General features: G+C 48.7%; 10 protein-coding genes. 3 read left to right on the forward strand and 7 right to left on the reverse strand.

The window, feature by feature from the left end:
- Positions 1–966, reverse strand: coding sequence for a PIG-L family deacetylase (locus tag B0475_RS15865; RefSeq protein ID WP_077412874.1), 966 nt, complete (start codon positions 964–966; stop codon positions 1–3).
- Between the two features lie 237 nt (positions 967–1,203).
- Between B0475_RS15865 and B0475_RS15870 the strand changes: the two genes are divergently transcribed.
- From B0475_RS15870 to B0475_RS15880, 3 genes are all read left to right on the forward strand, one after another.
- Positions 1,204–1,743, forward strand: a complete 540-nt coding sequence (locus B0475_RS15870) for a heme NO-binding domain-containing protein (protein ID WP_157893021.1) — start codon at positions 1,204–1,206, stop codon at positions 1,741–1,743.
- A complete protein-coding gene (locus B0475_RS15875; RefSeq protein WP_077412876.1) occupies positions 1,736–3,394 on the forward strand; it encodes a hybrid sensor histidine kinase/response regulator in 1,659 nt (552 codons plus the stop codon). The genes B0475_RS15870 and B0475_RS15875 overlap by 8 nt, the downstream gene beginning before the upstream one ends.
- A gap of 64 nt (positions 3,395–3,458) precedes the next feature.
- Positions 3,459–4,070 (forward strand): response regulator transcription factor, encoded by a 612-nt coding sequence (locus B0475_RS15880; RefSeq protein ID WP_198538345.1) that lies wholly within the window; start codon positions 3,459–3,461, stop codon positions 4,068–4,070.
- A 55-nt stretch (positions 4,071–4,125) separates the two neighbouring features.
- Here the strand turns inward: B0475_RS15880 and B0475_RS15885 are convergent, their stop codons facing one another.
- From B0475_RS15885 to B0475_RS15910, 6 genes are all read right to left on the reverse strand, one after another.
- On the reverse strand, positions 4,126–6,390 hold the full coding sequence (locus tag B0475_RS15885) for a M36 family metallopeptidase (RefSeq protein WP_077412878.1): 2,265 nt from the start codon (positions 6,388–6,390) through the stop codon (positions 4,126–4,128).
- A 210-nt stretch (positions 6,391–6,600) separates the two neighbouring features.
- Positions 6,601–8,490, reverse strand: coding sequence for a RiPP maturation radical SAM C-methyltransferase (locus B0475_RS15890; protein ID WP_157893022.1), 1,890 nt, complete (start codon positions 8,488–8,490; stop codon positions 6,601–6,603).
- Positions 8,483–9,544 (reverse strand): radical SAM protein, encoded by a 1,062-nt coding sequence (locus tag B0475_RS15895; RefSeq protein WP_077412880.1) that lies wholly within the window; start codon positions 9,542–9,544, stop codon positions 8,483–8,485. Before B0475_RS15895 ends, B0475_RS15890 begins: the two co-directional genes overlap by 8 nt.
- 64 nt (positions 9,545–9,608) lie before the next feature.
- Positions 9,609–9,848 (reverse strand): hypothetical protein, encoded by a 240-nt coding sequence (locus B0475_RS15900; RefSeq protein ID WP_157893023.1) that lies wholly within the window; start codon positions 9,846–9,848, stop codon positions 9,609–9,611.
- A gap of 141 nt (positions 9,849–9,989) precedes the next feature.
- Positions 9,990–11,417, reverse strand: coding sequence for a class I SAM-dependent methyltransferase (locus B0475_RS15905; RefSeq protein WP_077412882.1), 1,428 nt, complete (start codon positions 11,415–11,417; stop codon positions 9,990–9,992).
- Entirely contained in the window at positions 11,405–12,577 is a 1,173-nt protein-coding gene (locus B0475_RS15910; protein WP_077412883.1) for a radical SAM protein, read from the reverse strand. The genes B0475_RS15905 and B0475_RS15910 overlap by 13 nt, the downstream gene beginning before the upstream one ends.
- Between the last annotated feature and the right edge of the window lie 131 nt (positions 12,578–12,708).

Below are 12,708 nucleotides of genomic sequence, written 5' to 3' on the forward strand. Positions count from 1 at the left end.
TTACACACTCCTGATGACTTCGAAAGGTTCAATGAATCCATAGCCACTGAAGCGCCCCCAGTATTCTGCGGTGGCAGCAATCAGTGATGGTTTGAGATAACGGCATTTGCTGGTTTGCGAATCAAAGCACTGCACCAGCTGTTGTTTGAGTTCCAGATAATCTGAGATGTCAGCAAATCGTGATGGCCGGAAATGAATGTTGGTTGAAGGGCTTTGATAACAGGCCAGTCCCGGCACACCACGGGCCGCAATTAAGGTGGCTTGGTATACGTTGCGATGGTCCTGATGGGCATCATTGGGTGAATGGGTATAAATCACGTCGGGTCTGAACTTATTGATCGCTCGGCTGATCACCTGTATGGTTTCCGGCCCTTCACTGATGCGGGTATCTTCCAGATCACCAAGCATCAATGACGCGTTCATGAACAAAGCAGCACGTCGGGATTCCTGGTTCCGCTGTGCTGTGTCACCTCCCTGACCACCTTGAGATAAAGTCAATACATGTACCTGATCGCCTTCCTGATCATGCCTGAGTAAGGTGCCGCCACAGCCAATTTCAACATCGTCAGGGTGAGCGCCGATGGCCAGCACATTCAGGCCTTTCCTGGTTTTGTACAGATCACCAACCACTGCCAGAAAATGGTCTTTCTTCAGCGGTTTTTGTAAAAAACCATCGACTTTGTGGTTCAGTGCATCCAATGAAAATTGTGTGGTGACTTGTCCACTGATCATCAGCACCCGGCAATTTTTTTGATAATCGCGGATGTGTTTGACCAGCTCCAGACCATTGCCGTCAGCCAAATGAACATCGACGATGACCACATCCCAGTGTTCGGTTTCCACGGCCAGTCTGGCATTGCTGAATTCATGCTCAACATGTACCACCGCTCCCAAGCCCTGATGCAGCCAGCGCTGCAGGATTTCGAGGATCATTGGATCGTCATCAATCAGCAGAATTTTTCTCATACACACTCACATTCGTTTAACTGCCTCCCAGTTTAGAAAAATCCTGTCAGCATGCCATTGGGCAAGCGGCCAGATCGGCCCTGCCCGCTGGAACAGTGGTGCATCCGAAAGTTGGTTTGAACTGTCTTTTGAAGCGTCATGACCTGACCAAAAGGTCAGGTTGATGTGTTCCTGGTGACACTAACAATTGCCACCGATTCGGGTACAATAAATAGTAAATCAAAACGGAACATGTTCATGAAAGGCGTAGTTTTCAGAAGTTTTCTGGACTTTACCGAGACCCATTACGGTTTAAGTTTCACCGATCAGATGCTTGAAGATACCGAACCAGATTCTGGCGGTGCATATACCAACATCGGCACTTATGACCATGAGGAATTGCTGGCTTTTGTTGCTTATATTGCAGCACAACAGAATTTAGATGCCAACGAACTGGTGCGGGCATTCGGAGATTATCTGTTTGGTGTGCTACAAAGTAAGCACTCAGAGATGGTTAACTGCTATCAGGACAGTTTTGAGTGCATCATCCACCTGGATGAAACCATACACCGCAATGTGAGGAAAATACATCCCCAGGCAGAAACCCCGCAGATGAAAGTGTCTTTGTCCAATGACAACCAGGTCCTGCACATGCATTATCTGTCAAAGCGTCCATTTTTTGAATTGTCCCATGGCCTGCTGACTGGTTGTGTGAAACATTTTGGCGATCAGATCACCATTGAACCAATCAAAAATTCCGATTTCGAAGGCACTTTCGTGCTCACCAAACATGACTGAAGACCTGACCTCACTGAGCAAAAAACTGGCCAGAGAAATCAAAGCCCGTGAGGTCGCAGAACAACTGCTGGAAGATCGCTCTGATGAGCTATACAACAGCTTACTGGACATCCAGGATAATGAAGACCTGCTGAAAAAAGCCCTCAACAGCATGCAGGAAGGCCTGTTGATGATCAACGGCTCATATGAAGTGGTGCTGTTCAATGAAAAACTCCGGACCATATATCCAGAATGGAGTCACTGTTTCCATCAGGGAGTCCGCATTGAACAATTGTTCAGCCTGTTTACGCAGCATCCGGCACTGGATACGCTGGATGAAAGCGAAGACAACACCACTTCTTTTGAAATCAACCTCACCGATGGCAGAACCATCGCTGTCAGTGTGACCCGCAGCCAGGATGGCACTTTATCAAGCACCCATAAAGATGTCACTACCATCAAAGCTTCATTTCAGGAACAGCAACGGCTGTTAATAAAATTGATGCAGGCCCAGCGCATGGATTCAATCGGCAAAATGGCCGGTGGCATCGCTCATGACTTCAACAACATCATTGCTGCCATCAAAGGCTATGCCGGGTTTTTGGAGGAGGACATCCCAGATGACCCCAAACTCAAAAACTCTGTGCTCAAAATCAATCAGGCAGCCAGTAAAGCGGAAGAACTGGTACAGCACATCCTGGATTATGGCCAACCTGACAAAATCAAATTCACGGCCGTTGAAGTTCATCCCCTGATCAATGATTCAATCAACCTGGTCAAAGCAACCCTTCCTGACCGCATCCGTTTGCAATACCAAAACAACCTGTATCCGGGCTACTTCAGTGGCAGCGCTTCACAATTGGGCCAAATCGTGGTCAATCTGCTGACCAATGCCGTCCAGGCCATGGGCAATCAAAGCGGAAAAATCAGCATCAAGTGGGACAGGCACAATAAATGTGATCTCACTCAACCCAATTATTCTGCCACCGGTTTCTTTGCCAAGGATGCAGGCGTGATTGTTGCGGGGCTACATATTTTCAGTTCTCCATGCATTCGCATCAGTATCCGTGATGATGGCTGTGGAATGAGTAAACACACGCTGGAACACATGTTTGATCTGTTTTTCAGCACCAAGGATCAACGCGAGGGACATGGGCTTGGTATGTACAGTGTTATGCGATTAATTACTGAGCATGCCGGTGGTATCCGCATCCATTCCAAACCAGGTATCGGCACCTTGTGTGAAGTGGTGATTCCTGCCGAATTGCCCCAACACACGGAGCAGGAAGAACCACTTGAACTGGACATTCAGTCAGGTGCATCGGTGTTGCTGGTGGATGATGAGCATGATGCCGGACACGTGCTGAGTCACGCTTTGCACAGGGCGGGCATACCAACCCAGCATTTTGATCGCGCGCCTCAGGCGCTGCAAGCGTTCATGGAACAACCCGAACACTGGAAAGTCATTATTTCAGACCAAATGATGCCTGATATGAGGGGCACTCAGTTATTAAAGAAATTACGTGATCAGGGCTATCAGACCCCATTTATCATCTATTCGGGCCACATCATGGATGACGACCATGCTGAACACACTTCCCTGGCCAATCATGTATTAAAAAAACCCATGGACATCAAAACCCTGATCAACACGGTGAAACAATATTTATGATTTGTCATCTTGACCCCATAAAAAAGGGCGTGCTATGGTTTGCTCAAATCAACGGGGATCAACCATGAAAATCATCATTGCAGATGACCACGACCTGGTCAGAGAAGCCCTGGCAACACTGATCGTCAGAGATGATGCACAGGCTGAAGTGATTCAGGCAGAAAGTCTGGCTCCAGTCATGCATCACATGGCTGAACATGATGACATTGACCTGTTGTTACTGGATGTCTTTATGCCAGGTATGGAAGACATTGCTGTGCTCAAATCGCTCAAAGCCCAATACCCAGACACCCCGATTGTGATGATGTCCGGCAGCATTGATAAACCAATCATCAATGCCTGCTATGAACATGGTGCCAGTGGATTCATCCCAAAAACAATGAATGGTAATGCCTTGGTTTCGGTGCTGAAAATGGTTTTAAATGGGGTGAAATATGTGCCAGATATGATGTTACAGGAAGAACAGCGCACAAGCAGTGAACTCAACAATGAGCTGACCAGCCGGGAACACCAGGTGCTGGCCCTCTTACTGGAAGGTCAATCTAACAAAGCCATCGCCAATCAATTATTCATTGAACCAACCACAGTAAAAATGCATTTACGGTCTTTGTTCAAAAAATGTGATGTGAAAAACCGCACTGAGCTGGTGATCAAAACCATGAAAACCAAAGCCTGAACAGCAAAAAGCCCATGCCAATTGCATGGGCTTTCTTTCAATGTTGACGTGCAGATCAATTCAACTGAAAACCGTGCTCAAAAATCAGGTCATCCAGTTCACACTCAACCGGCACTGAAAAGTCTTCGGTTTCATCGCCGGTGCTAAAGACGCTGCCGGAACTGGCATTAACGCCCAAACCCCGCTTCGCAAAACCACGCCAGATTTCGCACTGGTTGGCCCCGGCGTTGTTGTTGATGTCGGCTTGCAGAATGGCATCACGGCCACTGACAAATCCAGGGTTGCAGGGTTGCAGCTTCAAACCATCGGTCACCAATTGAATGGCGATGTTGTTGCCACCCGTACCGGTGTACAAATCGGCATCAAAACCATGCTTATTGACCAGGTTCCAGTACACTTCCCACAACATTTGTGCCCAGATCGAACCGGTGTAGTGCGGACTGCCATTGGCATTTTCCAGGTCTACAAAGGTGTGGCTGTTGATTCCCAGATCAGTTGAATAAGGAAAGGTCCGGATGCCGCCGGGGTTTTGCGTGGCATATGAGCCCATGGGCCTGGCCTGGGTCGCCCCATCACCTGGATCAGCGGTCATCACCAGGGCATAATAATCACTCCAGCCTTCACCCATTTGTTCAGCGTTGCTTAAACAGCCGGATTGAGATGGTCCACCGGTGAGGCGATTGGAAATGCCATGACCGTATTCATGAATGATGATGCCGTTGTCAAAATCACTGTCCCGGTCGGCATTGACTTTGACCATGTCTGCATCGACTGAATTGCTCAATTGTGCGCGGATGGCGTTACCATCAGACTGACCCAGCATCAATGACGGAATACTGACCGAGCCGCCCTGGGCACCCGGGCCCATGGTGCTGACCCCATCACCCTGGTTGTTGACCACAATGGCACCAATGGCGCCTGCGTTTTCGGCATTCAACACCTTGACTCCAAACTCACATCCTCCCCGATCTAACAAAGCAATCCTGCCTGCCGTGAAGCCCACCAATGACTCACAGGCATCGCTGCTGGTGTCTGTCTGGTCATCCACTTCTTCGATCAGACCATTGACTGCCAAGGTGGTTAAAGGCGCACCAAAACTTGCGGTTCCGGCGACATAAGTCCCGGCCACCGCAGGTGGGGTGTTGACCACCAGATTTGGTGCTCCGTTGAAATAGAACATTTGCATGCGCGGATTCTGACCATCTGGCGGGGTTCCGAAGTTGGCATTGTTGGTGCCGGAACCATCCTGGGCATCGGCATTCACCGCATCGCTACCCAGACCTCCATTACCATAGTTATTTTCCTGGAAATTACCTGAAGCCTCATCGAAACCATATTGGTACATGAAATCATGAATGATGTTGTTCCAGTAAAACAGGTTAACAATGGCCGCTTCGAGGTTTTGTTCTTCATCCGGATCAACCGCCGGATTCCAGGGCACATCAAACACCAGTCCGGCACCGCCATCTGGTCGTGATCCACCCGAGTTATTGGCATCCAGGTCATCCTGGGCAAACACATTGTTACCCCGGGTGTCGGTGAATTCAGCACCGGCATTGCCATCGGTGTCATGCCAGCCAAATGGCGAGGCGGTCAGGTCATGGGGGTCCACCACTGTTTCCAATTGGTAACCATTGTCAGCGGGTGACTCATTGGGGAATGGAATCACATCATAACTGGCATGAGCCACCCAGTTAACCTGATCAATGACCTGACCTGAAATGGCATCCACCCTGAGGCTCCACCAGGCATCTGCGGTCTGGATCTGCATGTCCCATGCCAGACGTACCGCGCCGTTGTCCTGCTGGTACACCAGTTTTACCGGAATGTCAGCGGTTGAGACTTCTGTGGATTGATACACCGCTGATTGATCATCACCCTGGTGGTGACTGATGTTCAACGCAGGCAAACGGGTACTCAGTCCCAGGTGCTGTGCGGCATTGAGAATCGCCAGATCTGCCGGGATCACCGGAGAAGCAGATGGTGCATTGCTGGCCAGATCAGTCACGAATAAATTGTGGGTATTGATCAGCTCACCTTTGTGATTCAGGTTGACTTGCAACAAGCCGTTGTAGACTTCAATGCCACTGAATTGTTGTTTAAAAACCAGGTGAGTGATGCCATTGTGCCGGCTCAGATAATGATCAGTCACAGCTGCATCCTGCAAATCCTGTTGACTGATGTTGAGTGTTGATCTTTGGCTGGCCAGTAAGTTTCTGGCCTCTTCAGCGCCAAAAAGCTGATATCCGGCGGCTTGAATGCCAGACACGGACAGACATAAGCCACATGCCGCTGCCAGCATGGAGATTGTATTTTTCATGATTACCCTCTTGTTTATGTGGTGGTTAAGAAATGCGTTTTGGTTTTTTTATGGTGTTATTATTAAAACTCAAAATCGCCGATATCATAATGGCTGTTGGCTGTTATTACCAGCCTGCAGTTGTGAAAATGTGAACATCATCCGGTGATTCAATGGATTGACTACAATCCGATGATCACCATGTTCGGTATCAATGGTTGTTGACCAATGTCATGAACTGATTGTCCGCAAGGGGATGGTTTTTCGGGGCATCAATTGACCACCTGGATATCCTGGCTGTTGTGAGTCAGGTTGTGACTGTAAATCAGGCATGGTCACCAATGACACGCTCCGCCCCCCTAAAACCACCACTAAATTCCTTGCCAGCAAACGCTGATGAACCGCCAGCCAATCAACAGTCTGATCATCCAACCTGGAAACCAGGGCAGCTATTTTGCTGGGCTTGCGTAATTCAACCAACAGCCGTGCTTCCTCAGGCGGCAATGCATACAACACTTCTTTGGCGATGCGCCTGGTGTCTTTAATGACATGCACATCACCAGTTGACAGGAGTTTCAATTCAGGCAAGCTGGCTCCGGCATGGCTGGCGGCCCGCCATTTGCTGATGGCATCACGCAAAGGTTTGACATAATCGAATGCCGGTACATTCATGGGCACGGCAGTGAAAAAATAAGCCAGTTGGTCCAAGGCGGCCGCATCCAGGTCATAAACATGCTGATAAGCCTCGCATGGTTTGATGTGACGAAAACCCAACTGGTCGGCTTTTTCAAAATATGGGCTGAAGCGATCCAATCGCACCACTGAACATCCGCCGGGCGGGTCCAGGTGTTCCAAAGCTGGCAGTAAATTCGCCATGGCTGTGTACTGTTCTGCTGTGTCGTTGGGGATCCCACAAAGCACATTCCAAATGACTTTGATTCCCAGTTCAGCACAATCCCGCAACAAGCAAACATTTTGTGCTGCTGAGACCCCTTTTTCCAGTTCCTTGAGCACCGCGTCATCCAGGCTTTCAATGCCAGGCTGTACGTGTTTAACACCTGCCCTGGCTATGATTGCCAATTGTGAACGCTTCATGTTGGCCTTGATTTCAAAGAAATAACTTGCTTCGGGTAACACCTCAGGCAACTGCCTGAATACCGTGTTGACATGCTTTAAGTCCATGATGTTGTCAGCAGCCTGAAAGTCATTGATCGACCATTGTTTGTTTAAACGGCTCAACTCTGTGATGACCTGCTGGTCAGTCTTGCTCCGGTAATTCATGTGATCGCCATTCAATCCACAAAAACGACAATGATGTTTGGCTCCCCACCAGCAGCCCCGTGATGTTTCGAACAATATCGTCGGGCGAATGCGGTCTTTGAAGGTACTGTCAGCCAGGGCTGTAAAGTAATCATCATAAACCGGGATTGGTAATCTTTCCATGTCGACCGGTTGGCTGGCATTGATTGATCTTTCAAGTGGGGCTGGCTGGTGGCTGATCATTGTTGCGGGTCTTTGCCGTCTGGCAAACACCCCATCCACAAAACTCAGAAAACTGTTTTCAGCTTCTCCGGAAAATACCTGGTCTACCTGCGCAAAGTGCTTCAACATGGCTTGCCCCATTGGCCCTTCACAATTCGCCCCACCAAAGCAAGTGATGATGTCTGGGTTTTTATTTTTGATCAACCTGGCCAGTTGTAAAGAAGCACAGTTTTGTTGAAAAGTGCTGGAAAATCCGACAATCCGTGGCTGTTTTTGTGTCACCTCATCGACCATCTTTTGCAAAAAAAGCGCCACCTTCTGAAAAGCCAGCATGATGGCTTGTTGGTTGTTGTGGGAGATCCATTTATCCAGCTTTTGTAAATAAGACCTCAGGGCATCTGGTCCCAGCCGATGCATCCGGTCAGAAAAAACCGCTTCACCCACCAATAAGCTGGTGGGAATGTCCTCACAAATCATTTCATTTAAATCAATCCCAATCCAATCTGCATAAGCCAGATTCAGGTAACTGACCTGACAATCATACTGATTCTGTTGTAACACAGCGGCCAGGCTGCTGACCCCCAGAGATGGTCGCAAAACTGACAGAAACGGGGCGGTTATCAGCAACACATCAGTCATGGTCAAACTGCTGTGTTGTTGGCTGCGGGGGTGGCTGGCTGCTGTTGAGCCCGATGATGCCGTAAATGGCATGTTGCAGCTTCAATGAAGTCAACTTATCCGGCAGCGCTTTATCGAGCAATGTTTGATTGGAGGGATTGTTGAACAACTGGTCACAGGCATGACATATGCCATCAAAATCTTCATCCTCCATGGGCTGTTCAGTTCCTGCTGTGATCTGTTTCATGATCTCCACCGGTCCCTCATATGCCAGCCATTGCAAGACTGGATCTTCATGTGCCTGGCTGAGTACTTCACCCAATTCATGCGATCCCAGGTTACCCATTTCCAATGCCGCAGGTGGTTTGATGACGCCACAACAAGGCACCCATTGACCATTTGATTGGGCCGAAATATGGCGCAACACCGAGGTACATGGTCCACGGTATACCTGATCTGCCTGTGCCCTTTGCCGGCGGGTGGATTCTGATTCGTCCTGTTTTGCCCGGCCTGTGCTGTTCACTGCGGTTTCACTGATTTTCAGTAAGCTGTTATAACGCCCCCTGGGGTTAAGCAATTGTTCCATGTGGTTTTTATCAATCAGGTCATCGGGTTCCCTGACCACATTAATTTTGACCTCAACACCATTGTTTACCGCCGCCTGAAAAGCATTCACAATGTAATGCTCATCCAGGTAAGCGGCATGGGCATCGTCGTATGAAAGCATGATTTCACTCAGACCAGCATCAATGAAAGGCTGCAGGGTTTTGACAGCCCGGTTTTTGGTTTTGGCCCAGAAGGCACTGGTCACCACAGCGGTGTTCAACCCCAGTTGACTGGCTTGTTTGATGCCTGCCAAGAGGATCTCTTTGGCAACAAATGGGTCTCCGCCTGTGAATGAAACCTTGTTAATTGAGGGTATGTCCTGACAAGCCAGGATGCTGTTCAGGACCTTGGTTTTGTCCAGCGATTCGCTCTGATTGATGTCAGCCTCAACGCAACAGTGACTGCAATTCAATGGACATTTCAACGTCAAATGAATAACCAATTCCTGTGTTGTAAAGTTTTTTTTCATCTGTTGTCATCACACGCAGGTACCAACAAGTAGAGCTGGCTGGCACCTGCTGACTATCTGTCAATCAAAAGTCAATGTGCACCACAGCGGCAGCGACGGCTTCACCGGCGGCTTTGCTACTGGCATGATTGGCAATCGCTGCTGCGGTTGCTTCATCGACATGAATGCCCAGTGACTTCAGGAAACGCTGTGGATCATCACACAGGCTGTTGATGACATTTTCTTTGTCCAGACTTTCACTGGCTGCTTTCAGCTTTTCTACATCGGTGTCAATGGAAAGCTTGATGGCTTGAATATTACTCATGGTAAGTACCTCTTTTTCAATCATTAAAATCATCGCAACGAGGGCTGCCAGCACCCACAACAGCAGGTATTGACGGTTCTCATTACACCATTCAGATCGAGGTAAAAAACCCCTGCACTGAATTCTTTGACGGCCAACAACTCACAGGTTGATTAATGCCAATCGTTCATTCACAAGCTGGCTGATGTTTAAGTCCACGGCCGAAGCCAGTCGTTCTACGCTTCCATACTCATCCACCCAATCCTGATAACAATACACAGCAATCAGTTCACTGTTGTGCTTCAGGCCGCTCAATAATCGTTTTTTTTCTCCGGCTTTTGCCCCCAGCAATCTGCCAGGCATCAACAGCGTCAATGCCAGCTTATCCGGTTGATCTTCCAGCCACTCAATCAGCGCCTGGCTGAACATATTGATGTGTTGGAAGTGTTGCTGATGTTCGGGTAACAATAATCTGGCATGTTCAATGTGGGATTGCACATGATCGCAACCCATGGGAAACAGTGCTGACTGGTTGTCCAGCAGCTGCCTGAGCAAGTAGCCATTCCCACAACCCAGGTCCAACACCCCACCACTGCGGTCCGCCAAAAGTCCGTGTAACCCTTCAATCACCGAAGCTTGTTCCTGCAGCATGCCCGCTTCAGTTTGAAACCCGTTGTCAAGCCACAACCTTGACTGCAACTGATGGGCTGCTGATTGTTGGCCCTTAATGAACAGTTGCCTCTTGGTCAGTTTTGGCTTTGATTGCACCTGAAAGGGAAACCCACCACCAACAGCCGACTCTACGGGCTGATCGATACCTGATCGCTTGACGCTGTAGGTGATGGCGGTGGCATCAGTGTTGTGTGCGATCTTGGCAACCGGCAATCTGATTTCAGCAATCCCGTGCAGTGCCGAGAAATGCATTGGCCAACTGAGCAATTGGCAGATCCACTCTAAGGCCTGTTGATGGCCTGACTGAATCAACAGCTGCTTGTTGGTTTCTGCAACCTGTAGTGAATGTGCACACCGGTCACTGCAGGCCCAATGTGAAATCATTTGTACGCCAAGCGTCTTCAGCATAGGATTCAACCACTCATGTCCTGACAGTTCACAGGACACCTCACCGGGTTCTGCTGTTTGTGCAGCCAATGGCCACAGCAATGAAGTCATGTGCTGATGTTGTTGATAAAATGACACGCAACAAGCTGGGTAACCCAAATAGTGTCCCACTGTTTCATGGTCTTGCTTTTTCACCGCGTCCTGAATGATTCCTGCCAGGGAAAACTCACAAATCAGTACCGTGATGTGTGCAATATCCAACCGGCCATCCTGATCATTTTTATTGGCTTCCATGGCAATGGGTACTGCCAACAGTGAGGTGCTCACTGTTCTGATCAGTACATCAGCAAAAGTCATGTTGTCGATCCTGACGATGGCGGCCTTGCGGGTCCCCTGGAACACCGATTCAATCTCAATGGCAGTGAATGCCTGGTTGATGGTTTTGATGCGCTTGGTCCAGATTTCCGCAATTTGTTCAGTGGTCCAACTGATGCGTTTAAATGGTTTTAATTTGAAGTTCAAACGTTGCATGATTGCCCACCAGTGCGTTTCACTGCGGATGACACGCTTTCGGGGAAGCCTTGTTCCCAGGACGACAGCAAGGTTTGCTCAATCGCCAGTCGGTTGGCTGCCAGCGACAAAGGCTGCAATCCCTGATCAACCAGCTGACCTTCAAAGTGGGTGAACAGGGTTTTCCAGACTTCGCAATATTCTGAGCGGTTTCGCCAATCAGCCCCAACACCAGTGCCAGGACAATTGCCTTTGCACATCATGAAAAATCGACACCCCTGACAACCATTGTGTTCCTGGGGAACATGATACAAAGCCAACTGTCGCTCATAGCCCGGGGTACCTGATTTGATGAAGTCAATGCCATCCTTGTTGGTTCTGCCACAATTACTTTGCTGGCCAAAACCCTCAACGCCCTGCACGGCCATGGTGGTGTAGGGATCACAGGTGTTCCAGACACATCCTGTTTGCTGATCATCACCCATTAACATCCTGCGCATGTCATCAAACACATCAAACCTGATGTGCTTCAAGCTGGGCTCCAGTTCATTGAAAAACAGGTATGCAGCCATGTTTTCTTGTTGTGTCATGGCAAACAAACGACGATTTTCTTCGGAGTCAATTTCCAGTATATGCAACCTGACTTTTTCAATACCGAGGTCATCCAGGTAATGTACCCACTCAGCCAACCTGGGTAACTTGTCAGCCGATCCGTTGGCTTTGTGTAAGGTGATGATCACCGAAGGATGCATGTCTGCCAGACAGAGCTTTTCAATGGCCTGATGGGTTTTTTCACTCAATTCTCTGGTCTTTTTCAACGATCCAGCCCACCGGGTGTCATTCATTTCACCCGGACCATCGGCTGAGATACCTACTTTTACCCGGTATTTTTTGAACAACCTGATGTGTTCATCAGTGATCAGTGTGCCATTGGTTTGGCAGGCATTTTGACCAAACTTGTTCAGTCCAAATGCCAGAATCTCTTCCAGGTCATCGATTGGCATCAGCAATGGTTCACCACCAAACAACACAAATGGCTGATTGATTTGTTCAATCGCGGCTTTCATCAGTGACATGTCGTAATGATTGGCTACGTTGCCTGCATCACGCATTGGGTTTTGATAACAGTATTGGCACATGATGTTGCATTTGATGCCCAATGGGCGCAGTTCAACACCCATGAGTGAACCTCTCTGATGGCAGGCATGGCCTCAATACAGACTTGAATGACATGTGCGTTCCCCCTTTTCCAATTACCAGGTCGAAGGCTTTCAACACTGGTGTACGTTTATTTTTGTTTTATTTTATCGTA

This window comes from Marinicella sediminis (assembly GCF_002000055.1).
In the GTDB taxonomy this organism is placed as follows: Bacteria; Pseudomonadota; Gammaproteobacteria; order Xanthomonadales; family Marinicellaceae; genus Marinicella; species Marinicella sediminis.

Bases quoted from the DNA above. Each gene is read 5' to 3' on its own strand.
- B0475_RS15865 (WP_077412874.1), bottom strand. From the start codon at position 966: ATGAGAAAAATTCTGCTGATTGATGACGATCCAATGATCCTCGAAATC.
- B0475_RS15870 (WP_157893021.1), top strand. From the start codon at position 1,204: ATGAAAGGCGTAGTTTTCAGAAGTTTTCTGGACTTTACCGAGACCCAT.
- B0475_RS15875 (WP_077412876.1), top strand. From the start codon at position 1,736: ATGACTGAAGACCTGACCTCACTGAGCAAAAAACTGGCCAGAGAAATC.
- B0475_RS15880 (WP_198538345.1), top strand. From the start codon at position 3,459: ATGAAAATCATCATTGCAGATGACCACGACCTGGTCAGAGAAGCCCTG.
- B0475_RS15885 (WP_077412878.1), bottom strand. From the start codon at position 6,390: ATGAAAAATACAATCTCCATGCTGGCAGCGGCATGTGGCTTATGTCTG.
- B0475_RS15890 (WP_157893022.1), bottom strand. From the start codon at position 8,490: ATGACTGATGTGTTGCTGATAACCGCCCCGTTTCTGTCAGTTTTGCGA.
- B0475_RS15895 (WP_077412880.1), bottom strand. From the start codon at position 9,544: ATGAAAAAAAACTTTACAACACAGGAATTGGTTATTCATTTGACGTTG.
- B0475_RS15900 (WP_157893023.1), bottom strand. From the start codon at position 9,848: ATGAGTAATATTCAAGCCATCAAGCTTTCCATTGACACCGATGTAGAA.
- B0475_RS15905 (WP_077412882.1), bottom strand. From the start codon at position 11,417: ATGCAACGTTTGAACTTCAAATTAAAACCATTTAAACGCATCAGTTGG.
- B0475_RS15910 (WP_077412883.1), bottom strand. From the start codon at position 12,577: ATGGGTGTTGAACTGCGCCCATTGGGCATCAAATGCAACATCATGTGC.